Raw genomic sequence first — 24,615 nt, 5'->3', positions numbered from 1 at the left:
ATATAAATTAAAACACTCCCTTTGCGTAATGGCTCCCCCTCCTTCGGAGGGGGCTGGGGGGAGGAAAAAACAATCATTATGAAAAAAGTAGTATTAGCATACAGCGGAGGATTAGATACATCATATTGCCTTAAATATTTAAAAAACGAAAAAGGATACGAAGTTCACACCGTTCTTATAAATACAGGGGGCTTTGACGAAGATGAACTAGCCGCTATTGAAGAAAGAGCCTACGAATTAGGAAGTGCACAACATGCAAATCTTACTATTGTAGATAAATATTATGATAAAGCCATTAAATATTTGATTTATGGAAATGTATTAAAAAATAACACCTATCCATTATCCGTAAGTGCGGAACGTGTTTTTCAAGCCATTGAAGCGATTAAATATGCAAAATCTGTTGGTGCAGAAGCAATTGCCCACGGAAGTACCGGTGCAGGAAATGACCAAATTCGTTTTGATTTAATTTTCCAAACCATCGCTCCCGAAATTGAAATCATTACTCCTATCAGAGATTTAAAATTATCAAGACAAGAAGAAGTTGACTATTTATCTAAAAACGGCGTTCATTATTCTTGGGAAAAAGCACAATATTCCATTAATAAAGGATTGTGGGGAACTAGCGTAGGTGGTAAAGAAACATTGACATCAAATCAAACTTTACCAAGTGAAGCGTACCCTTCTCAATTGCAAAAAACGGGTGAAGAGAAAGTGACACTACAATTTGAAAAAGGACAATTAGTAGGCATCAACGGGACTTTGGACACACCAACAAAAAACATCGTTGTATTAGAAAAATTAGCCAGCGCGTATGCAATTGGTAGAGATACTCACGTAGGCGATACGATAATCGGGATTAAAGGAAGAGTTGGTTTTGAAGCTGCTGCGCCTTTAATCATTATTAAAGCACACCATTTATTAGAGAAACATACCCTTGGGAAATGGCAACAATACTGGAAAGAACAATTAGGAAACTGGTACGGAATGTTGTTTCATGAAGGACAATTCTTGGATCCTGTGATGAGAAACATCGAGGCTTTCCTAGAGGACACGCAAACCACTGTTAATGGAACTGTTATTGTTTCGCTAAAACCATATCACTTTACATTGGATGGAATTGAATCTGAAAATGATTTGATGAACACCAGTTTTGGACAATATGGAGAAATGAACAACGCTTGGACATCTGACGATGCAAAAGGATTTATCAAAATTCTGGGGAATGCCCAAAACATTTTTTCATCTGTAAACAAACTGACACATGATTAATATTGGAATAATTGGTGGTTCGGGTTACACTGCGGGAGAACTCATCAGAATATTGATGTTTCATCCCAATGCTACACTTGATTTTGTTTACAGCACAACAAACGCTGGAAAACCACTTTCGGTTGCGCATCATGATTTGATGGGTGATATCGAAATGAATTTTACCGATACTGTAAATCCAAATGTAAATGTGGTTTTCTTGTGTTTGGGTCATGGGAAATCAAAATCGTTTTTAGAACAAAATCAATTTGCAAGCCATACCAAAATTATCGATTTAGGAAATGATTTCAGATTGACAAGAGACAAAGAGTTCGATAATAAATCTTTCGTTTACGGTTTACCAGAATTGAATAAAGCGGTAATCAAAAACGCACAATTTATAGCAAATCCGGGGTGTTTTGCAACAGCAATTCAATTGGCATTGTTGCCTTTGGCGAAAGCCGGAATACTAGCAACTGACGTTCATATCAATGCGACAACTGGAAGCACAGGAGCTGGAGTAACACCTTCAGAAACGACGCATTTTAGCTGGAGATCGAATAATATGTCGCATTACAAAGCTTTTGAACACCAACATTTGGGCGAAATAAACCAAAGCGTCAATCAATTGCAAGCGGATTATAATAACGAATTGATTTTTGTACCCAACAGAGGTGATTTTGCGAGAGGAATTTTTGCAACATTATACACAACAATCGAAGAAAATCTGGAAGATGTAGTAGCAAAATATGAAGCTTTTTACAAAGACCAACCTTTCGTAACTGTTACGACCACTGGAATCAATATGAAGCAAGTGGTACAAACGAATAAATGTATTATTAGTTTAATGAAAAAAGGAAACCGGTTATTGATCACTTCAGTAATTGATAATTTAACAAAAGGAGCCTCAGGACAAGCAATACAGAACATGAATTTAATGTTTGGATTGGATGAAACCACAGGATTGCATTTGAAACCATCTGGATTCTAAAAATTTGTTTCAAGTTTAAAGTTTAAGGTTGCGCACGTAACTTGAAACTTGAAACCTTAAACCATTTAAACAAAAAAAGAAAATGAATTTATTTGACGTTTACCCATTATACAACATCACTCCCGTAAAAGCACTAGATTGCACGATTACAGATGAAAAAGGAGTAGAATATTTAGATTTATATGGTGGTCATGGAGTAATTTCCATTGGACACACACAACCGGATTATGTTGCCAAATTAAAAAATCAATTGGATAACATTGGTTTTTATTCGAATGCGATTCAGAATCCATTGCAAGTAGAATTAGCAGAAAAATTAGGAAAACTTTCCGGATTGGAAGACTATACTTTATTCTTGTGTAGTTCTGGAGCTGAAGCCAATGAAAACGCTTTGAAATTAGCTTCTTTTCACAACAATAAATCGCGTGTAATTGCTTTTGATAATTCCTTTCATGGAAGAACTTCGGCGGCAGTTGCGGTGACAGATAATAAAAAAATTGTTGCGCCAATCAATGCACAGCAAATCGTTACTTTTTTACCATTGAATAACATCGAGTTGGTAGAAAACGAATTAAAAAAAGGAGATATTTCTTCTGTTATAATTGAAGGAATTCAAGGAGTTGGTGGTTTAGACCAAGGAACAACTGAATTTTTTCAGGCATTAGAAAAACTATGCGAGGCTTACGATGTCGTTTTGATTTTGGACGAAGTTCAATCAGGATACGGAAGAAGCGGAAAGTTTTTTGCACACCAACATCATAATATCAAAGCAGATATTATTTGTCTAGCTAAAGGAATGGGTAACGGATTTCCTATTGGCGGAATCTTGATTTCTCAAAAATTCACAGCGAGTTATGGATTATTGGGAACTACTTTTGGTGGAAACCATCTGGCTTGTGCTGCCGGAATAGCAGTTTTGGATGTGATTGAAAGCCAAAAATTAATGGATAACGTAAATGACGTTTACGCCTATTTTTTAGAAGCAATCAAACAAGTTCCTGAAGTTATTAAAGTCAAAGGAAGAGGATTAATGCTTGGTGTAGAATTTGATTTTGATGTAAGTACTCTTCGTAAAAAAATGATTATCGACAAGCATATTTTTACAGGAAATGCTAATAATAAAAACTTATTAAGAATCCTTCCTCCATTGACAATCAAGAAGGAAGCAATCGATACCTTTATTATAGCTTTAAAAGAAACATTGGCAGAATTGAAATGATTTTTTTAAACATATAAGTCATATAAGCACTTAAACTTATGACTTATATGTTTAGATTTTTTTCTAAAATAGTAAAACCAAAAACTAATGAACCACTTATTACCAATAGAAAAACGAAATTTAGTTTTAAGTCGTATGGCCGAACTTCTTGAACAAGAAAGAGCCAATCTTAAGACTATAAATCAACAAGATTTAAATAATTATTCTGGAGATGATTTGGCCATGGAAAAACGTTTATTGGTTGATGACGCCAAAATTGACGGCATGATTTTATCCATGCAACAATTAGCAAGTCAAGAAGATCCTATTGGCGTGGAGCGTTTTAATTTCGACCATGAAAACGGAATGAAAATCATCAATAAAACAGCTGCTTTTGGAACCATAATGATTATTTATGAATCCAGACCTGACGTTACTGTTGAAGCTGGCGGAATCGCTTTTAAATCCGGAAATAAAATTCTATTGAAAGGCGGAAAAGAATCCTTACTATCCAACTTAAAAATTGTGGAATTGTGGCACCAAGCCTTAAAAGAAAACAATGTTGCTACAGAATGGGTGGAATACTTGAATTACAATCGGGAAGAAACACAGGCATTTTTAGAGAAACCAACACAAAAAGTGGACTTAATCGTTCCTCGTGGCGGTGAGAAATTGATTGCTTTTGTAAAAAAACACGCAACCTGCCCAGTAATAATAAGTGGCCGAGGAAATAATTTTGTGTACGTAAATAAAGAAGCCGATTTAAAAAAAGCGCTTGATATTATCATTAACGGAAAGACCTCTAAAATATCTGTTTGCAATGCTTTAGATAAAGTTTTAATTGATACAAATCTTGAAAACTGGGAAGCTTTTGCTACCAATATAGTTCAGGAATTACAACAAAGAAACGTGACTGTTTTAGGAGACGAAAGTATTTCCAGAGCAACAAATGTTCCGCAGATTGAATCGGATTTAATTTGGTACGAAGAGTTTTTAGATTATAAAATTGTTATTGGAACAACTAATTCGGATCAAGAAGCGATTGACAAAATAAATAAATATTGTGGCGGACACTCGGCTTCCATAATCACAAAAAATGATGCAATTGCCCAGGAATTCATGGAAAATGTAGATACTGCAGCCGTGTATCAAAATGCCTCTACCCGATTCACTGATGGAGGACAATTTGGTTTAGGAGGAGAGTTGGCGATAAGCACGGACAAATTACACCAACGTGGACCAATTGGATTGCAACATTTAGTTACTAATAAGTGGTATATTTACGGAAATGGACAAATCAGGTAAAAAAAGAATTTTATTAAAGTTAGGAAGCAATACTTTAACCAAAGAAACCAATCACATTTCGAGAGGGAAGATTGAGGATATTGGAATGCAAATAGCTGCATTGAAAGATGATTATGAGTTTATTATTGTAAGTTCCGGTGCGATTGCTGCGGCCAAGCAATTTGTAAAACTGGATAACCACGATAAAGATGTTTTTGTAAAACAAGCGTTAGCGTCTATTGGCCAGCCTCATCTGATGCGGATTTATCACGAAAACTTTAGCGATTTAGGTTTGCATACCTCGCAGTGCTTGCTTTCGTATTCTGATTTTGAAAAAAAACAAACCAAGCTCAATATCGTCAACACGATTAATGTGCTGGTCAAAAACAGTTATATTCCAATTATCAATGAAAATGATACTGTGGCAACGGATGAGATTCAGTTTGGGGATAATGATAAATTAGCCGCTTTAACCGCCGTTTTATTAAATGTTGATATTCTTATCATTGCTACCAATACGAACGGGATTTACACCAAATCATCCATCCATGATGCCGTTCCTGAAACGATTTCTTTAGTAACCGATTTAAAATTATTAGAAAAAGAGATTGGCGATTCTAAATCTTCACACGGAACTGGCGGAATGCAATCTAAAATAGAAGCATCGGCAATTGCCAAAGCCGCCAATATCGAAACCTGGATTGTAAACGGATTGGAGGACAACTTTATTTTAAAAGCTTTAAAAAACGAAATACCATTTACTAAAATTATATAATGATGAACTACATCTCCATACAAAACATAGATTCGCTCAACAAATGGGTGAAAGAAGCATTAAAAATCAAGAAAAAACCACTCAAAAACAAAAAACTGGGTAAAAACAAAACCTTAGGAATGTTGTTTTTTAATTCCAGTTTGAGAACGCGTTTGAGTACCCAAAAAGCAGCTTTGAATTTAGGAATGAACGTCATGGTAATGAATTTTACCAGTGAAGGTTGGACATTAGAATTTGAAGATGGAGCTATCATGAACTCCGGTGCTTCGGAACATATTAAAGAAGCGGCTGCAGTTGTTTCTCAATATTGCGATATTATTGCCATCAGAGCTTTTGCCGGATTGGTAGACAAAGAAAAAGACAATGCGGAAACCGTTCTTATGGGTTTCCTAAAATATGCCACTGTGCCTGTTGTTAATATGGAAAGTGCTACAGGACACCCTTTACAATCTCTAGCCGATGCCATTACAATGGCAGAACACAAAACGAAACACAGACCAAAAGTAGTTTTGACTTGGGCACCACATCCTAGAGCATTGCCTCAGGCTGTTCCTAATTCCTTTGTACAAATGATGCAATTGCAAGATGCCGATTTTGTAATTACGCATCCGGAAGGCTACGAATTGAATCCTGAAATCACGAAAGATTCCAAGATTGAATACGACCAAGACAAAGCTTTCGAAAATGCCGATTTTATTTATGCAAAAAACTGGAGTAATTATAACGATTATGGTCAAATTACCAATTCCGACCCAAATTGGACCGTAACTGCAGATAAAATGAAACTGACCAACAATGCTAAATTCATGCACTGTTTGCCGGTAAGACGTAATGTAATTGTTACTGATGAAGTAATCGACAGCGAAAATTCAATTGTTATCGAGCAAGCCAACAATAGAACGTATGCCGCCCAATTAGTGTTGCAAAAAATATTGGAAAATGGAAAATAAAAAACCGGTAACCCTAATAAAAATTGGAGGAAACATTATTGATAACCCAACGGAATTAGCACAATTTTTATCTGATTTTTCTAAGATTGAAGGGTACAAAATACTCGTTCATGGCGGTGGAAAATCAGCTACCAAAATGGCCGAAAGCATTGGTTTAGTTCCTCAAATGATTGATGGAAGACGTATCACCGATGCCGCTATGCTTGATGTAGTTGTGATGATTTATGCAGGTCAAATCAACAAAAATATCGTTGCCCAATTGCAAGCAAATTCCACCAATGCGATGGGGTTTTCCGGTGCTGATGGGAATTTAATTCAATCAGATAAAAGAAACCACCCAACAATCAATTATGGTTTTGTGGGCGATGTGAAAAAAGTGAATACAAACTTATTGGACACGTTGCTTTCAACTGGTATAGTTCCTGTATTTTGCGCAATAACACACGATGGAAAAGGACAATTATTAAACACAAATGCAGATACCATTGCTAGTGAATTAGCCATTGCTTTATCGGAAGTTTTTGATATTACTTTGAATTATTGCTTCGAAAAACCAGGCGTTTTATATGATGCCGAAGATGATTCTTCCGTAATTGAGAACATCAATCAAGAATTATATTCCAAATTAAAAGCCGAAAAAGCGATACATTCCGGCATGATTCCTAAATTAGACAACTGTTTCAACAGCTTATCTAAAGGAGTTCAAAAAATAAAAATTGGTCATCACCGCATGTTACAAGACAAAACCGCATTGTACACTACAATTACACTATGAAGAGTATAGAAATCCTTACACATGAAGCCATTGCGCTATTAAAATCGTTGATTGAAACGCCTTCCTTTTCAAGTGAAGAAGACCAAACAGCCCTTTTAATCGAAAATTGGTTTAAACAAAATAGCATCCCTTTCGAAAGAGAGAATAATAATATTTGGGCTTTCAATAAGAATTTTGATAAGTCCAAACCAACACTTTTACTAAATTCACACCACGATACCGTAAAACCAAATCAAGGCTACACCAACGATCCATTTGAAGCCATCGTTAAAGATGGTAAATTATTTGGACTGGGAAGCAATGATGCGGGTGGTTGTTTGGTTTCGCTTTTAGCCACTTTTGTACATTTTTATTCGAATGAAAATCTGCCTTACAATATTGTGATGGTCGCTTCAGCCGAAGAAGAAAGCAGCGGAAAAAATGGATTAAACAGCGTATTGAAACATTTACCAGAACTGGAATGCGCCATTGTGGGAGAACCAACATTAATGCAATTGGCCGTAGCCGAAAAAGGTTTATTGGTACTTGATGTCATTGTAAAAGGTACGGCCAGTCACGCCGCACATAATAATCCGGACAATCCTATTTACAATGCGATTCCCGTGATCGAATGGATTAACAGCTATCAATTCGAAAAAATATCGGAGGTTTTAGGTCCTGTAAAAATGACCGTAACGCAAGTCACAGCCGGAAAACAACACAACGTAGTTCCTGCGGAATGTCATTTGGTTGTCGATATCAGGGTGAATGATTGCTATAACAATCAAGAAATTTTAGATACCGTAAGAAAACATTTAACTGCTGAAATTAATCCGCGTTCGATGCATTTGAATGCGTCATCGATTCCAGTTGCACACGAATTAGTACAAGCCGGAATCGCACTGGGAAGAACCACGTATGGCTCGCCTACCCTTTCGGATCAATCGGTTTTGAGCTGCCAATCCTTGAAATTAGGACCTGGCGAAACCCTGCGGTCACACTCTGCAGACGAATTTATATTTATAAACGAAATAGAAGAAGGAATTCAATTGTATATCAAAATACTTTCAGACTTCTTTATTCAGACTTCTTAGATTTTTAGACTCCTAAGAAGTCTAAAAATCTAACTGTCTAAAAATCTAAAAATCTAATTATGAAACTTTGGGAAAAAGGAATACCAACCGATAAGCAAATCGAACATTTCACCGTTGGAAACGACAGGGAACTGGATTTAGTTCTGGCCAAATATGATGCATTGGGTTCTATTGCACATGCAAAAATGTTGGGACATATCGGGCTTTTAACAGACTCTGAAACCGTTTCTTTGGTTTTGGCTTTGGAAGAAATAATAAAAGATGCTGAAAACGGAAAATTCGAAATCGAAGACAGCTTTGAAGATGTACATTCCAAAATCGAATATTTACTGACCGTAAAACTGGGAGACTCCGGAAAAAAAATTCATACCGCCCGTTCTCGTAACGACCAAGTTTTGGTAGACGTTAATTTATATCTGAAAGATGTAGTTAAAGAACTAAAAGAGCAGGTAAAAAGTCTTTTTGACTTACTGATGGAATCAGCAGAAAAGCACCAGAATGTATTGTTACCAGGATACACGCACCTTCAAATTGCTATGCCTTCCTCTTTTGGAATGTGGTTTTCTGCTTACGCTGAAACTTTGATTGATGATATTACGATGTTAAATGCAGCCTTAAAAATTGTGGACCAAAACCCATTAGGCTCAGCTGCTGGTTACGGAAGTTCTTTTCCTATCAACAGAACATTCACCACTCAGGAATTGGGTTTTGAAACTTTAAAATTCAATTCAGTTGCCGCTCAAATGAGCCGTGGAAAATCAGAGAAAACTGTGGCTTTTGCTATGAGTAGTGTTGCTGCTACCCTATCAAAATTCTCGATGGATGTTTGTTTATACATGAGTCAGAATTTTGATTTTATCACTTTGCCTTCGCATCTTACAACAGGTTCGAGCATTATGCCGCACAAGAAAAACCCAGATGTTTTTGAATTGATTCGTGGGAAATGCAACAAGATTCAAGCGTTACCTTATGAAATCACTTTAATTACAAATAATCTTCCAAGTGGTTACCACAGGGATTTACAATTATTGAAAGAAGGATTGTTTCCAGCAATTCAAAACCTGAAAGCCTGTTTGGACATCGCGATTTTTGCAATTAAAGATATTAATGTAAAAGACAATATTCTTGCGGATCCAAAATACAACTATTTATTTACGGTTGATACCTTAAACGAAATGGTAGTTGCTGGAATGCCTTTTAGAGATGCTTATAAAGCCGTTGCAGAACAATTGGAAAATGGTACTTTTCAATCTCCGAAAGAAACCAAACATACCCACGAAGGAAGTATTAACAACCTTTGTTTAGCAGAAATAAAAGAAAAAATGATGAACGCTTACTAATCATCTCATCGGTTTGTCCACAAAATAAAACCGCAAATTCACTAACTAATGGCTACATTAAATTAGTGAATTTGCGGTAAATTATTTAAAAACAATACTTTTTACTAGACTTTCGTCCCTAACTCCTCCGCATCAATATCACTGTGCGAAACATTATAAATGGCTTTCCCTTCTTTAATTAAAATCAATTGTGGAGATTGATGCGTCACCCCAAAACGATGCGCAATTTCATTAGAAATATCACGATGCGCTATTAAATCTAAAAAATAAGGTGTAACTTTATCTGAGCTATTAAACTCATTTTCAAACTGTTTCAGTGCCATCCTACTCACACTGCATCGGGTACTGTGTTTAAAAATAGCCACAGGCTTTTCATTCGACAAAGCTATAATTTCGTTCAGTTGCCCTAAATCGGTTAGTTCATTCCAACTGATTTTGTTTTCATTTACATTCTTGTCGTCTGAACTATTAAACATATTTTTAAAAAAACTCATAATTGTCTTGTTTTAAGACATTTTGACTTTAAAACATGATAAAAATCATGAAATTTCTGTCAATTTGTCGGTAATATTGTATTGGAATATATATTGAATATTGATTCGCAAAGTTAGGTAAATAACGTAAACAATATAAAGTCATGAACATAAATAAATTCACCATCAAATCACAGGAGGCCATACAGCTTTCACAGCAATTGGTTCAAACTTTAGGTCAACAACAAATTGAAAACGAACATATTTTCAAGGCAATTTTTGAAGTCGATGAAAATGTGGCGCCTTTTATTTTGAAAAAATTAAACGTGAATGTTCCTCTATTTCTTCAAATATTAGACAGCACGATTCAGAATTTCCCGAAAGTTTCCGGTGGCGAAATAATGCTATCCAGAACTGCAAACACGACGCTTAATGAAGCTGAAATTATCGCTAAAAAAATGAATGACGAATTCGTTTCTGTGGAGCATTTAATTTTGGCAATTTTTGATTCAAAAACCAAAGCAGCCCAAATCTTAAAAGATCAGGGCGTAACCGGAAAAGGATTGAAAGCCGCCATAGAAGAATTGCGAAAAGGCGAAAGAGTAACTTCGGCATCTGCTGAAGAGACCTATAATTCATTAAATAAATACGCCAAAAATCTGAACGAATTGGCAAGGTCTGGAAAACTGGATCCTGTTATTGGTCGCGACGAGGAAATTCGCAGAGTATTACAGATTCTAACGCGTCGAACTAAAAATAACCCAATGCTCGTGGGAGAACCCGGAGTAGGAAAAACTGCTATTGCTGAAGGACTGGCGCACCGAATCGTAGATGGAGATGTTCCTGACAATCTGAAAGATAAAATCGTGTATTCCCTTGATATGGGAGCATTGATTGCCGGTGCCAAATACAAAGGAGAATTTGAGGAACGTTTGAAATCCGTGGTAAAAGAAGTAACTTCTGCCGAAGGGGACATTGTTTTATTCATTGACGAAATTCACACGCTTGTGGGTGCAGGAGGTGGCGAAGGCGCCATGGATGCTGCAAACATCTTGAAACCTGCCTTAGCTCGTGGAGAACTGCGCGCTATTGGTGCAACCACATTGGACGAATATCAAAAATATTTTGAAAAAGACAAAGCACTAGAAAGACGTTTCCAAAAAATAATGATTGAAGAACCGGATACCGAAAGTGCCATTTCGATTTTACGTGGTATCAAGGAAAAATACGAAACACACCATAAAGTTCAGATAAAAGATGATGCTATTATTGCAGCCGTAGAATTATCGCAACGCTATATTACGAATCGTTTTCTTCCGGACAAAGCCATTGATTTAATGGACGAGGCAGCATCAAAAATACGCATGGAAATCAATTCAAAACCAGAAGAACTCGACGTTTTGGATCGAAAAGTAATGCAATTGGAAATCGAAATTGAAGCCATTAAAAGAGAAAAAGACGAAAGTAAACTCAAAGTTTTAGGAATGGATTTAGCCAACCTAAAAGAAGATCGAAACGAAATTTACGCCAAATGGAAATCAGAGAAAGATGTAGTCGATAATATTCAAGCAGTAAAAACGGAGATTGAAGATTTCAAATACGAAGCAGAACGCGCGGAACGTGATGGTGATTATGGAAAAGTAGCCGAAATTCGTTATGGGAAAATCAAAGAAGCCCAAGAAAGATTGGATGCATTTCAAAAACAATTGGCCGAAGATCAAACTGGAGGAACTTCCCTTATAAAAGAAGAAGTGACCCGCGAAGATATTGCTGAAGTCGTGGCTAAATGGACTGGAATTCCAGTGATGAAAATGCTTCAGGGCGAACGAGAAAAACTGCTTAAACTGGAAGATGAATTGCATCAAAGAGTCGTAGGACAGGAAGAAGCCATTCAAGCTGTGAGTGATGCCGTGCGCAGAAGCCGCGCGGGATTACAGGATATGAAAAAACCAGTGGGAACCTTTCTATTCCTTGGAACTACAGGAGTTGGAAAAACAGAATTGGCGAAAGCCTTAGCCGAATATTTATTTGATGATGAAAATGCAATGACGCGTATTGATATGAGCGAATACCAAGAACGCCACAGTGTAAGCCGCTTAGTGGGTGCGCCTCCTGGATATGTAGGTTATGATGAAGGTGGACAATTGACCGAAGCCGTTCGTAGAAAACCGTATTCAGTAATCCTATTAGATGAAATTGAAAAAGCACATCCTGATACGTTTAATATCTTGTTACAAGTTTTGGATGAAGGACGTCTGACAGATAACAAAGGACGTTTAGCCGATTTTAAAAACACAATTATCATCATGACTTCGAATATGGGAAGTCAAATTATTCAGGATAAATTTGATAATTTGAAAGGAAGTGTCGAAGCCGCAACCGAAGCTGCAAAAGTGGAAGTATTAGGAATATTGAAACAAACGGTTCGTCCGGAATTCATTAACCGTATTGATGAAATTGTGATGTTTACACCATTGACCAATGAAAACATTACCAAAATAGTTGGTTTACAACTGAAAAGCGTGACAAAAATGTTAGCGCTTCAAGGCATCACTATGGACGCCACTCCAGAAGCGGTCGCCTATTTAGCTGACAAAGGATATGATCCGCAATTTGGAGCCAGACCGGTAAAACGTGTGATTCAAAGAGATGTGCTTAATGAATTATCCAAAGAAATTCTATCCGGCAAAATAACTACAGACAGCATTGTTTTGATTGATGCGTTTGATGGAAAACTGGTTTTTAGAAATCAAACCGAGTTAGTTTCTTAAAAATCTAGAAACATTTAAAATTATGAAAACATCAGTCGAAAGGCTGGTGTTTTTTTTATGCTATTCTGTTTTTATGGAGTAAACCGGTTAATTTAATTGGTATTTTTAATTTCACAAGTTGGAAAATGCAGAATTGGAAAACTACAAGAATTAGCTATAAAACAGAGTTGGTTTGCTTTTATATGCAAGCTAAGCGCCTCTTCTATTTTTTCTTTGTTGCTAATACAAACTTTAGGATTCAGTTTAATAGCAATAAAACGTCCGCTTCCGTCTTCCAAAACCTCCAGAGTTGCTTCCGCTTCGTCTGTATAGGAAACCACGTCAATCCCATTTTGGCTGCAAACATATAAGTAGGACATCATATGACAGGAAACCACGCTACTCAATAACAAGTCTTCCGGATTGTACAAAGCGGGATCCCCTTTGAAAGCTTTCGCAGCCGAAACATGCAGAACAGCCTTACCATCAATCGCTATGGCATGAGTTTTAGTATAAGTCACCGATTCCTTTTTAGGAAAAAACCAATCTAATTTGGCTCTAAATACATGTTTGAACCCCATAATTATTTTTATTTCAAAAGTAAATAAAAACGAGACTACTAATGCAGAAAGATTTTGGGTGAATATTAACTAAAAATTCATCCCTTTTATAAATAGAGTAAATAAAAAAAGTTTTAGATTCGCAGGAATAAACAAACATGGCGCCAGAACAGATTATCGTTAAAAAAAATAATCCAGCGCAGTTTCTAAAACAATCAAAATGGCATCAGGTTTTTTCGCATTATTAGATGATATCGCAGCAATTATGGATGATGTTGCGGTAATGAGCAAAATAGCAGCTAAAAAAACGGCGGGTATATTAGGCGATGATTTAGCCGTAAATGCGGAGAAAGCTTCCGGATTTGTTTCCTCTCGAGAACTTCCTGTCTTGTGGGCTATTGCTAAAGGCTCCCTGCTTAATAAAGTAATCATTCTACCCATCGCCTTTCTGTTGAGTGCATTTTTACCGGTGGCTGTTATCATAATCTTAATACTTGGAGGACTTTATTTAGCCTACGAAGGTGCCGAAAAAATATACGAATACTTCTTTCCTCATGAGCATGCAAAACCTGAAATTTCACTGGAACCATTGACTGAAGCACAAATTCTAGCTTTTGAAAAAGAAAAAATAAAATCAGCCATCGTAACTGATTTTATCCTTTCCGTTGAAATCGTAATTATTGCATTGGGAACCGTAATAGGAAAACCCATTTCATCACAAATCATGGTTGTTTCCATCATTGCAATAATAGCAACCGTGGGCGTTTACGGTATTGTAGCCCTAATTGTACGCATGGATGAAGCGGGTTTAAAACTGATTCAACTGAGTTCTAAGGAAGGAAGTTTTACAAAAAAATTAGGTACTATTCTAGTTCAAGCCTTGCCAAAAGTCATCAAAAGTTTATCCTTTATAGGTACCATCGCCTTACTGTTAGTAGCAGGTGGCATATTTGTACACAACATCGGTTTTTTACATGGCGTATTACCCCAAATACCGTCCATCATAACCGAATTTTTAATAGGTCTTGTATTTGGCGCTGTTGTTTTGGGTATCGTAACACTAATCAAAAAGATCATTGGCAAAAAGTAAACCAATCAAAAGGAAGATATTCAAGCTTCCTAAAACTTTCAAATAGTAAGAGAACATCAGTCGCAAAGCTGGTGTTTTTTTATGCGCATTGTTTTTCTAGGAGCAGATTATTTACAAGTTTTCAAAACGACTTGTCCCGCTGTCCGCAGTATCCACGCCAAAAAGCGTGGGATACAAGCTTCCATCGGGGCTAATTTAGTACTAATTGATTTCCTAAACTTAAAAGCAATAAAAGCACTTTAAAAATCTAAAAAAGAGTGCAATACCTATTCACACACGTATCAAAAACAACCATGAAATAAAAAGCTCTTTTACTAATTTGTAAGAAAATTTTAATATATTTGAAAATCAATAATGCGAAACAAACCTTCGCCAATTTACCCATATTTGGGTGTATATACGAAGTATTGCATCGCTTATATACTATTTGAGCGTCACTTTAATGAAACCCAGATAGACAAGTACTAACAATCAAATACAGAGGAGAATATGGAAATAGATACACTAATTACAGACCTAAACATAATAATAACATCCCAAGGTAAAGGTGTGGACAAAATAGACAAAGAAGATTTAACCGTAGCCGAAGAACAATTTTTAAATGAATATGAACCACAAAAGTCGATAATCATTTACGGTACTCTTGCACCAAATAGACCAAACCATTCAAAGATTGAACACATCAATGGAAAATGGATAAAAGGCGTTGTAAAGGGCAAATTAGTTAAAGAAGGTTGGGGAGCAGAATTGGGCTACTATGGATTTAAGCATTCTTCTATTAACGAACAAGAAAGTATTGAAGCTTTCATACTCTTTTCTGACGAATTAGTCAACAATTGGACATATTTAGACAAATTTGAGGGAGATGGGTACAGACGAATATTAGCAAAGTTTGAATTGGAAAACGGAGAAGTTGGTGTAGGTAATATTTATGCAATAAATGACATAAAACTGTAATCTAATTGTTTGGCAAAGGTTTTACAACAAATAGTTAAACGAAAAAAACAAAGCCTAACAGCCACTACAATGGATTTGGGCATTGGCCTTAATGGAAATATGGTTTTGTATTTGGAAGATTAGGCAAATCCGAAAATAGGGCTTAATTTATTCTCAAACCCTCTTTAGTAGGGGAACGCTAGGGAATATGCGAAAAGTCACACGGGATTTTTAATAAACAATAGAATTAATTAGATCATAACTAAAAAGAATTAATTATGGGAATATGGATGGCAATAGGTTTAACAATTGTTTTTATAGGTTGGATTTTGTACCGACTTTTAATTAAAAAAGACTTAAGTAAAAATTTAAACAGTCTATACCTTGGACTATTTTTTATAGGAATATGGATATTATTCTATTTTTTTATTGTTGAATATTTTTAAAATCCTGTGTTTTAATGACTGTATAAATGCAGAAGTCGAGAAATCAGAATTAATTATACCCTAAAAATAATCCATAATTGCAAAAAAAGTAATAATCGAGTATGAAAATTATTCTAAATAACAAGCACAGCCATTAACAGCTACTATAACGGATTTGTGCAATTGGCTCAAAGAGGAAATGGTTTTGTATCTGATATGATTTTCAAATCCGAAAATAGGCCTTAATTTATTCCCAACCCGCTTTAATACCAGAACGTTACCTAAAAGCAACTTATAGAATCAGAAATTTAAATTCACAAATTATGAAAACAAAAATCTTTGCAATTGCAACAATTATTTTCACATTAATTTCTTGCACTAAAAACGATAACGAAGATACAACTAGTCCATTGTTAGGAACTTGGGAATTAAAAGAAATATTAGCTGACCCAGGTGATGGAAGTGGAATATTTAATACTGTAAATAGCAATAAGAAATTAACTTTTTACAGCAATAGAAAAATAACTTCTAATGGTTCAATTTGTGATATGTCAGTTGAGTCGAATATAAGTTCTAATGGAACTTACACTGAAACAAATTCTACAATAAATTCAACTAATTGTCAAGACTCTACAATAAAATATGAACTAACTGGAAATACTTTAGTCCTAATTTATCCATGTTTTGAAGGTTGTAAAGCAAAATATATTAAAGTAAAATAATATAAAAAACTTCTGCCAATCGAGTAGACCGCTCCGCTCTCCGAAGTCTCCCGACTTCGGAATCGTCATGAGAAAATCCAAATAAGAAATATCCGCAGACTATTTAAAACCAACCAAAAAAACAGAATAATACATGAAAAAAATAATGCTACTCCTTGCCTATTTTACTTTTAGTAATTTTACTTATTCCCAAGTTGACAAAGTGGATAATGCAATTAAAGACCTGATGCAAAAAAATAAAATTGTTGGTTTGCAATTAGCAGTAATTAAAGATAATGCTATTGTTAAAACAAGTCATTACGGCTTAGCATCTGTTGAGGATTCAATTGCAGTTGATAGCCAGACTGTTTTTAGCATTAATTCCATTACTAAAGCGTTTACAGGAGTTGCTATTATGCAATTAGTCGAAAATGGTACATTAAATCTTGACGAACCTATTTCAAAATATTTAGATAAACTGCCTAAAACATGGCAAAATATTACGGTAAAACAAATAGTAACACATCAATCAGGGCTTCCTGAAATTTGGGATTCACAAGGAAATATGTTGTCTGAAAACAGTGAAACTTTATTCCAAAAAATAAAAGAATTGCCTCTTATTTTTAAACCTGGTAAAGAATTCAGAGACAGTCAGGCGAATTACCTGCTCCTTGGAATGCTTATTGAAAAAATAAGTGGACAGCCATTTGAACAATTCATTACAGAAAACCAGTATAAAAAAGCGGGAATGAAGAATTCCATCAAAGCTGGGATAGGCGATTTTTACAACATAATGAAGCACTCCGCAAAGCCCTATTCTTATTTTAGAAATAATGTTCTAACCAATGTGTATCAACCAATGCCTTCAAATTTGTATCCAGCCGGCGGAATCTATTCAACGGCAACTGAAATGGCACAATGGATAATCGCATTACAAAGTAATCAATTAATTAATGCCGAAAATCTAAACACGCTTTGGACTCCAATTCGATTAGAAAATGGAGAAATATACCAGGAAAACGGTTTTCTGAATCAAAGTTCGATTGGTTTTTATTCCTCTTCAAGAGTTAAAAACCCTGTAATTGCCTCGTTAGGTGGTAATAGAAATGCTTTATACATTTATCCAAAAGATAATGTTTCAGTAGTGATTTTGACGAATTTAGTAGGTTCTCGTCCAGAAAATTTCATAGAAGAAATAGCACATTTATACCTAACAGAAAATAAATAACAACAATGTCAAAAGTCCGCTCATGAACAAACAAAAACAAGCAACTTATTGACAACTATCAAAAAGGACTCTTGACTATTATAATGTAAACTTCAACACAATAGATATGAAAACATTTAAACCAAACCATAAATTACTGACTGTTGTAGTCACTTTATTTATACTTTCCTTTAGCACAAATACTCTGGCTCAGGAAAAAATTCAAATGGTAAGATTGGCAAAAATTAAAGTTGATCCGTTGCAATTGGACAAATATAATGGTGCGCTAAAAGAACAAATGACTACTGCAGTTCGTCTTGAACCTGGTGTATTAACGTATTACGCCGTTGCTGACAAAACTGAACCATCACACATCACAATACTTGAAATATATGCTGATACAACGGCATACAAATCTCATATAGAAACAACTCATTTTAAGAAATATAAGGAGACAGTTAAAGATATGGTTAAATCTTTGGAACTTGTAGATGTAACTCTAATTGGCTCGGCTAATAAGATGGAAAAATGACCTTCCCAAATAATTAAACAATATACACTAAAACAACTTGTATATTCTATGAATTGGAATCATCACTCCTTGTTTTAACATCACATTTTTGTCTGTAACACCCCAAACGGTAGTATCAACTATTTTTTTGGATTCATCATCTTCAAAGAAAATTTTAATTTTCGAATGCTCTAAATTCCCCAGCGATAACGCTCTATTGATCTCACTTATTCTGGTTTTTATTTCATCAACATCGTCAAGAACATCTGTTGTTGGAAATTTAAGAAGAGCGATGTCTTCTTTATCAATGCTTTTGAATTCGTCTGTCATTATTGAAAAAATTTAATTAATTATAAAGTATAGTAGTTTACCAATGCAAAAGTTAATCAATGTCCTTAAATTAATTTACGGCTTGTGGGATATAACCAATTGCATCTGAAATTGCAAAATACATATTAGCATTGCAAAGTAATAAATTAATTATTAGCCAAAAACCTTAAAACGTATTTGTGCTCCAATACGATTGGATAATGCAGAAACAAATCAAGAAAAAGATTTTCTAAACCAAAGTTCAATTGGTTTTTCTACAACTTCAAGAACTAAAAACCCTTTATATCCAGAAGATACCGTTTCAGTACTTAGTTTAATATATTTAGTAAGTTCACATTCTCAAAACTTCATTTAAATTATAGCGAATCATAACCAAAAGATTAAAAACAACTAATCCTACCATTAGAAAAGATTGCTAACACCATGTAAATTTAATAACTAGCAATCAAAAATTACTTATCTAAACATAAAAAAGCCGTCTCAAATTTTGAGACGGCTAATAATATATATTTTATTTAGTTTTAGAAAATATATCTCACTCCAAACTGTGCTTGCCATCTTGAAGCTAAACTAGCGTCATAACTAAAAGTTTTAGTCTGATCACCATTAAAAGTATAAGTTGGAACTTTGTTCACAACGTTTACACCTATTGGTTGAACACTGTTAGGTTGTTGAATTAAACCCCAATCAGAATTCAGTAAATTTCCAAGATTTAAAACATCAAGACTCAATTGAATCGTATTCACTTTTTTAGAAGCACCAACTTTAAAGTTATAATCTTGTAGCACTTTAAAATCCCATTTTCCTCTCCACGGTGCTAAAGCTCCGTAACGTTCTGCATATTGACCTCTTCGTCCACTTAAATAATTGTCTTGATTAATATAACTATCCAATGCCGCACCTTGACCAGCACCAGAAAAAGTCATAGTAGCAATTTCAGCAGTTGTTGGAATATAAATTAAGTCATTTCCAAACGCACCATCATTATTAATATCTCCACCATATGTATAGTTAAAACGTCCTCCTTGAGCATACTCAAAGAAAGTTGACACTGTAGTTGCCCACTTATCATCAGTTCCATATTTCCATTTTTTGGACCCTACACCAATAAAACGGTGCGTATCTCCATATTTAGAATTAGAAAGTTGATCGTTATTTACATTTCCTAATGCAGGATTAAAATTGAAAGCATCCCCAGTAATCTCAGCTTCTATTGAATTAACATCCATTGATTTCAAATAGTTATAAGCAACACTTGCAAACAATCCATTGTCAAACGTTTTTTGAACTTTTACCGACGTATTAAATGCACTTCCTTTATTAGAATTAGTCAATACATAAGCGTGAGAATCTGCTGGAAAACCAAAATCAGTCCAAACACCTTTATCAGTTGCGGCATAAATTGGTCTATCATCTGCACCTACTAAATTGCTAGTTGGTGTTTTTAATCCCCAATCCTGAACGTGCACAGCGTTCAGATCTTTATTATAGGACAAATCAACAGTCAATATATAATTTCCTTTAAATTTATGATCTAAGCCAAGACTTGTTCTCCAAACTTGAGGAAATTTAAAATCAGTATCAACAACTTGATAGAAGAATGGATCAATTCCGCTTACTTGATTTCCTATCCATACAAATGGAAGTCTTCCTGTAAAAATTCCAGTTCCACCGCGTAATTGAGTTGTTTTTTCACCATTAGTATCCCAGTTAAAACCAACTCTTGGAGACCACAATAAAGCATTTCCTGGTAATACAGTCGAATTTAGATTTACAGTACTTCCGTCTTTAGGATCATAATAATTGATTCCTGGTAAATATCCTTCTGAATTATCTGTATCAATAAATTTTTGAATATTTTCTGCAGTGTTAAAATACAATGGCTTATCAGCTCTTAATCCGTAAATTAATTTAAAATTATCAGTGATATTCCATTCATCTTGTACGTAAAATGCCAATTGACCAACAGTAGTTTCTGATAAATTCCAACCTCCATCAGTTCCTGCTTCTAATTTATTTTTGGCATCAAAAGTAGCTTGGGCATTTGCAAAAGCTGTTGCATAATATCCATTGTTTATATTGTCTGTAAATCCAGCCATATCAACACTTCCAAAAACATCAAAACCATACCCTTTTAAGTTGAATGAATTTTTGAAAATAAATTTTTCAAAAGAAAAACCAGCAGTAAAGGTATGATTTCCTCTTACAATGTTCATATTGTCAGTAATTTGCAATACTTTTTGATCCAATCTGTTATTGATAGAAAATGGTTCGTGTCCAGCAATAATATATGGTGAACCGTCTTTTGTTATACTAATAACTGGAGCAGGAGCAGAAAAAGGATTTCTAAAATCATTAAAATGAGTATAACCCACTTGCAATTTATTAGAAATTGTTTCTGTAAATTTAGAGTTCAATTCAACTAAAAATGAACTAATTTGGTTATTAATTTGATATCCAGAATTTTCAAATTGCATTGTATTATTATCTGGTCCTCTACGACGAATAGCCGTAGGATGTGCAGGTTTGTCTTTGGACGCATCAAGGAAATTATAAATAACAGCCAATTTATGATCGTCATTAATATTCCAATCAAACTTTACAATTCCTTTATTAGAATTGGAGTAATGGGTGAAACCTTGATAAGAACCCGAATTATAACCCAATTTTCCCAATTCAGTAGAAACATACATTAAGTCTGTTGCTAATACTCTAGATTCATTTACTCCTATTGTGCTATTACCATCATTTGCAACAACATTTGATCCTGAATCACTACGTTTATCGATTTCAAAATTTGTAAAAAAGAATAATTTATTTTTAACAATTGGTCCACCAATACTAAAACCAGCTTGATTTTGCTCTAGCGAAGGAACGAAGATCTTTTCTCCTTTTATTTTGTTTCCGGTCATATCTTGGTTTCTAAAAAAACCGTACGCTGTACCATGAAATTCGTTTGTTCCTGACTTCGTAACTGCATTCACCGATGCTCCTGTAAAACCTGATAAAGTCACATCATAAGGAGCCGTAGCCACTTGGATTTGCTCAATTGCGTCTAATGAGATTGGCTGAGCTCCGGTTTGTCCTCCAGGAGTTGCAGCATCTAACCCAAAAGGATTATTAAATACAGCTCCGTTTAAAGAGAAATTATTAAACTTGTCATTTCTACCACCAAAAGAACCACCACTTGCAGTAGGCTCTAGTCTGGTGAAATCTGAAGCTGATCTTGATATTGACGGTAATGTAGTCAATTCTCTGCGTCCAACAGTTGTTTCGGCACCGGTTCGTCCACTGGAAAAAACTTTATTCTTTGCACCAGTAACTTTCACTTCATCTAATTTCTGACTTTCATCTTTCAAAAGAACATCCAGACTAAAAACCTTCCCTAAATCAAGATAAACATCATTGAATTCTTCGCTTTGATAACCTACAAAAGTTACTACAATTTTATAAGGACCACCAATTCTCATATTCAACATGCTGAACCTTCCGTCTTCATTTGATAAAGCGGAATACTTAGATCCAGTAGGAGTATGAATTGCCAGCACTGTAGCTCCGGGCAGCGTCTCGTTGTTGGAGCTCTTCACAAGTCCTTTAATACTTGAAGTAGTTGTTTGCCCAATCACTGAGTAAAAACTACTAAAAATAAGTAATAATGTAATAAATTTTCTCATTTGTTTGAATTTGTGTTATTTATGGCGCGAAATTAAACAAAAAAAAATCACTCCGAAGAGTGATTTTTTATATTTTATTAACAATATGTTAACTAAAAATTATTTTTCAGCAACAATTTCGTAATCTAATTCAACGATAACATCTCTGTGCAAACGAACAGTAGCATTGTATTTACCAGTACGTTTAACGATTCCGCTTGTGATGAATTTTCTTTCGATTTGTTGCCCACCTTTAGCTAAAGCTTCAGCGATATCAATATTCGTGATTGAACCGAATAATTTTTCACCACCTGCTTTTGCGAAGATTTTAATTTCGATAGCTTTCAAAGCTTCAGCTAATGCTTTTGCATCTGCTACCACTTTAGCTTCTTTGTGCGCTCTTTGCTTTAGGTTTTCAGCTAATACTTTCTTTGCAGAAGAAGTAGCTAAATGTGCATGACCTTGTGGGATCAAAAAGTTACGACCGTAACCGTTTTTTACCGATACAATATCATCTTTAAATCCTAAGTTTTGAACGTCTTGTCTTAATATAAGTTCCATGTTGTTGTCCTTTGTTATAGAAGTTAGGTTTCATGTTTCAGAAAACCAACAACTGAGTTAAATTATTATTTTAGTAAATCAGCCACATATGGCATTAAAGCTAAGTGACGTGCTCTTTTCACAGCAACTGAAACTTTTCTTTGGTATTTTAATGAAGTTCCTGTTAAACGACGAGGAAGAATTTTCCCTTGCTCATTTACGAATTTCAATAAGAAATCAGCATCTTTATAATCAATATATTTGATACCTGATTTTTTGAAACGACAATACTTTTTAGTTTTGTTTGTTTCTATATTTAAAGGAGTAAGATATCTGATATCTCCGTCTTTTTTTCCTGAAGCCGATTGTTGTAATGTTGCCATGATAATTAAGCTTTTGTAGATTTTAATTTAGTTCTTCTTCTTTCAGCCCAAGAAATAGCATGTTTATCAAGACTAACAGTCAAGAAACGCATAACTCTTTCGTCACGTCTAAATTCAGTTTCAAAAGCAATAAGAATTTCTCCAGATACTTTAAATTCGAAAAGGTGGTAAAAACCACTTTTTTTGTTTTGAATTTCGTAAGCCATTTTTTTAAGACCCCAATCTTCTTTCGACACCATTTCTGCTCCTCTACTAGTAAGAAAATCTTCAAATTTGCTTACTGTTTCCTTTACCTGAACTTCAGATAAAACGGGATTTAAAATGAAAACAGTTTCATAATGATTCATAAAAATATATTTTATTTGTTATTTTGGGTGCAAAAGTAATCAATAATTCTTAGCAAACAACACTTATTTCATTTTATTCGATGTATGGTAAAAAAATCGGCTCTGATAATTTTTTTTTAATAAAAAAGTATTATGTTTACGTAGCCAAATCTAAAATACAAAATTATGAAACTAAACTGTGTCGTGGTGGATGATAGTTCTATCCAAAGAATGATTATCGCTAAGTTAGTTAATAATCATCAAAATTTAAACTTAATAGGTGATTTTTCTAATGCAATCGAAGCAAGAAGTTGTATGTCTATCCATAATGTGGATTTAATTTTTCTTGATATCGAGATGCCTGTTATTAGTGGCTTTGATTTCTTGGATGGATTAAAAGTAAAACCACAAATTATTTTCATTACTTCAAAGGCTGAATATGCCATGAAAGCATTTGATTATGATGCTACTGATTACCTTCAAAAACCAATTGCAATCGATCGCTTTAATGCGTCGGTTAAAAGAGCAATAGATTTTCATTTGCTCAAAAAAGAAAATAAAGAGGAAGAAGGTGAACACATATTCATAAAAAGTAACTTAAAAAAATTGAAGATTTTTACTTCAAAAATAAAATGGATTGAAGCTTTTGGCGATTATGTAAAGGTAGTTACTGAAGATGACAGTAATTTAGTTCTTTCAACCATGAAATCCTTTGAAAACGATCTCTCAAAAGAAAAGTTCATTAGAGTACACAAATCTTACATTATAAATATAGACAAAGTTGAACGCTTTAACAGCAAATTCGCTGAAATTGGTATAACAAAAATCCCTTTAAGCAGAAATAAAAAAGAAGATTTGGTCAAAGCATTGTCTTTTACGTAACATTGTAACACACAAATATTAACCTACAAAAATTAGAATCCCTAAACTTTATTTAACTACAAAAAAATCAGTGCTTTACTTTCTGTAAATCGTTATAAATTAAAGACCTCTAAAGTTGTCAACTTTAGAGGTCTTTTTATAAAATACGAATTAGATTTATCGAATGAAAAAAATAATTTAAAAGTTAAATCCAAGAAAACCTCATTCTATT

Annotated in this window: 23 protein-coding genes; 16 read left to right on the top strand and 7 right to left on the bottom strand. The window is 34.5% G+C overall.

The window, feature by feature from the left end; all coding sequences use genetic code 11:
- Positions 1–78 precede the first annotated feature (78 nt).
- The 9 genes from G7A72_RS00555 to argH all read left to right on the top strand — a co-directional run bounded on the left by G7A72_RS00555 (position 79) and on the right by argH (position 9,637).
- Entirely contained in the window at positions 79–1,272 is a 1,194-nt protein-coding gene (locus G7A72_RS00555) for an argininosuccinate synthase (protein ID WP_165151018.1), read from the top strand.
- Positions 1,265–2,242: an N-acetyl-gamma-glutamyl-phosphate reductase gene (argC, locus tag G7A72_RS00550; protein ID WP_165151017.1), complete on the top strand. Its 978-nt coding sequence runs from the start codon at positions 1,265–1,267 to the stop codon at positions 2,240–2,242. The genes G7A72_RS00555 and argC overlap by 8 nt, the downstream gene beginning before the upstream one ends.
- Positions 2,243–2,324: 82 nt before the next feature.
- A complete protein-coding gene (locus G7A72_RS00545; protein WP_165151016.1) occupies positions 2,325–3,461 on the top strand; it encodes an aspartate aminotransferase family protein in 1,137 nt (378 codons plus the stop codon).
- An 87-nt stretch (positions 3,462–3,548) separates the two neighbouring features.
- Complete coding sequence (locus G7A72_RS00540) at positions 3,549–4,745, top strand: glutamate-5-semialdehyde dehydrogenase (RefSeq protein ID WP_165151015.1); 1,197 nt, start codon at positions 3,549–3,551, stop codon at positions 4,743–4,745.
- Positions 4,729–5,499 carry a glutamate 5-kinase gene (gene proB, locus G7A72_RS00535; protein ID WP_165151014.1) on the top strand — a complete coding sequence of 257 codons (771 nt, stop codon included), beginning with the start codon at positions 4,729–4,731 and terminating at the stop codon, positions 5,497–5,499. Before G7A72_RS00540 ends, proB begins: the two co-directional genes overlap by 17 nt.
- A 2-nt stretch (positions 5,500–5,501) precedes the next feature.
- Positions 5,502–6,449, top strand: a complete 948-nt coding sequence (locus G7A72_RS00530) for an N-acetylornithine carbamoyltransferase (RefSeq protein WP_165153573.1) — start codon at positions 5,502–5,504, stop codon at positions 6,447–6,449.
- On the top strand, positions 6,439–7,224 hold the full coding sequence (argB, locus tag G7A72_RS00525; RefSeq protein ID WP_165151013.1) for an acetylglutamate kinase: 786 nt from the start codon (positions 6,439–6,441) through the stop codon (positions 7,222–7,224). The genes G7A72_RS00530 and argB overlap by 11 nt, the downstream gene beginning before the upstream one ends.
- Entirely contained in the window at positions 7,221–8,297 is a 1,077-nt protein-coding gene (locus tag G7A72_RS00520) for a M20 family metallo-hydrolase (protein WP_165151012.1), read from the top strand. Before argB ends, G7A72_RS00520 begins: the two co-directional genes overlap by 4 nt.
- 59 nt (positions 8,298–8,356) lie before the next feature.
- Positions 8,357–9,637: an argininosuccinate lyase gene (gene argH / locus G7A72_RS00515; RefSeq protein WP_165151011.1), complete on the top strand. Its 1,281-nt coding sequence runs from the start codon at positions 8,357–8,359 to the stop codon at positions 9,635–9,637.
- A 104-nt stretch (positions 9,638–9,741) separates the two neighbouring features.
- Here the strand turns inward: argH and ytxJ are convergent, their stop codons facing one another.
- Positions 9,742–10,131, bottom strand: a complete 390-nt coding sequence (gene ytxJ, locus G7A72_RS00510) for a bacillithiol system redox-active protein YtxJ (RefSeq protein ID WP_165151010.1) — start codon at positions 10,129–10,131, stop codon at positions 9,742–9,744.
- Positions 10,132–10,274: 143 nt separating this feature from the next.
- Here ytxJ and clpB point away from each other — a divergent pair, with 143 nt between their 5' ends.
- The gene (gene clpB, locus G7A72_RS00505) at positions 10,275–12,881 is read left to right on the top strand and encodes an ATP-dependent chaperone ClpB (protein WP_165151009.1); all 2,607 of its coding nucleotides are present in this window, start codon (positions 10,275–10,277) and stop codon (positions 12,879–12,881) included.
- 92 nt (positions 12,882–12,973) lie between these two features.
- On the opposite strand, the gene G7A72_RS00500 is transcribed toward clpB, so the two are convergent.
- Positions 12,974–13,441, bottom strand: a complete 468-nt coding sequence (locus G7A72_RS00500) for an OsmC family protein (RefSeq protein ID WP_165151008.1) — start codon at positions 13,439–13,441, stop codon at positions 12,974–12,976.
- Positions 13,442–13,640: 199 nt separating this feature from the next.
- On the opposite strand from G7A72_RS00500, the gene G7A72_RS00495 reads away from it, so the two are divergent.
- The 5 genes from G7A72_RS00495 to G7A72_RS00475 all read left to right on the top strand — a co-directional run bounded on the left by G7A72_RS00495 (position 13,641) and on the right by G7A72_RS00475 (position 18,311).
- Positions 13,641–14,510 (top strand): DUF808 domain-containing protein, encoded by an 870-nt coding sequence (locus G7A72_RS00495; RefSeq protein ID WP_165151007.1) that lies wholly within the window; start codon positions 13,641–13,643, stop codon positions 14,508–14,510.
- Between the two features lie 489 nt (positions 14,511–14,999).
- Positions 15,000–15,467, top strand: coding sequence for a gamma-glutamylcyclotransferase (locus G7A72_RS00490; protein WP_241258554.1), 468 nt, complete (start codon positions 15,000–15,002; stop codon positions 15,465–15,467).
- A gap of 727 nt (positions 15,468–16,194) precedes the next feature.
- Positions 16,195–16,593 carry a lipocalin family protein gene (locus tag G7A72_RS00485; protein ID WP_165151006.1) on the top strand — a complete coding sequence of 133 codons (399 nt, stop codon included), beginning with the start codon at positions 16,195–16,197 and terminating at the stop codon, positions 16,591–16,593.
- Between the two features lie 133 nt (positions 16,594–16,726).
- A complete protein-coding gene (locus tag G7A72_RS00480; protein ID WP_165151005.1) occupies positions 16,727–17,800 on the top strand; it encodes a serine hydrolase in 1,074 nt (357 codons plus the stop codon).
- 106 nt (positions 17,801–17,906) lie between these two features.
- The gene (locus G7A72_RS00475; RefSeq protein ID WP_165151004.1) at positions 17,907–18,311 is read left to right on the top strand and encodes a putative quinol monooxygenase; all 405 of its coding nucleotides are present in this window, start codon (positions 17,907–17,909) and stop codon (positions 18,309–18,311) included.
- 27 nt (positions 18,312–18,338) lie between these two features.
- Here G7A72_RS00475 and G7A72_RS00470 read toward each other — a convergent pair whose 3' ends face one another.
- From G7A72_RS00470 to rpsF, 5 genes are all read right to left on the bottom strand, one after another.
- A complete protein-coding gene (locus tag G7A72_RS00470) occupies positions 18,339–18,620 on the bottom strand; it encodes a hypothetical protein (RefSeq protein WP_165151003.1) in 282 nt (93 codons plus the stop codon).
- 521 nt (positions 18,621–19,141) lie between these two features.
- Positions 19,142–22,294, bottom strand: a complete 3,153-nt coding sequence (locus tag G7A72_RS00465; RefSeq protein WP_165151002.1) for a carboxypeptidase regulatory-like domain-containing protein — start codon at positions 22,292–22,294, stop codon at positions 19,142–19,144.
- Positions 22,295–22,393: 99 nt separating this feature from the next.
- On the bottom strand, positions 22,394–22,834 hold the full coding sequence (gene rplI / locus G7A72_RS00460; protein ID WP_165151001.1) for a 50S ribosomal protein L9: 441 nt from the start codon (positions 22,832–22,834) through the stop codon (positions 22,394–22,396).
- Positions 22,835–22,899: 65 nt separating this feature from the next.
- Entirely contained in the window at positions 22,900–23,196 is a 297-nt protein-coding gene (rpsR, locus tag G7A72_RS00455; protein WP_007138295.1) for a 30S ribosomal protein S18, read from the bottom strand.
- Between the two features lie 5 nt (positions 23,197–23,201).
- Complete coding sequence (gene rpsF, locus G7A72_RS00450) at positions 23,202–23,543, bottom strand: 30S ribosomal protein S6 (RefSeq protein ID WP_113666020.1); 342 nt, start codon at positions 23,541–23,543, stop codon at positions 23,202–23,204.
- Positions 23,544–23,708: 165 nt separating this feature from the next.
- Between rpsF and G7A72_RS00445 the strand changes: the two genes are divergently transcribed.
- Entirely contained in the window at positions 23,709–24,404 is a 696-nt protein-coding gene (locus G7A72_RS00445) for a LytTR family DNA-binding domain-containing protein (RefSeq protein WP_113666021.1), read from the top strand.
- The last annotated feature ends 211 nt before the right edge of the window (positions 24,405–24,615 follow it).

Origin of the sequence: Flavobacterium sp. Sr18 (assembly GCF_011064265.1) — a bacterium.
Lineage (GTDB): Bacteria > Bacteroidota > Bacteroidia > Flavobacteriales > Flavobacteriaceae > Flavobacterium > Flavobacterium petrolei.
This window is presented reverse-complemented; position numbering and strand designations above follow the sequence as displayed.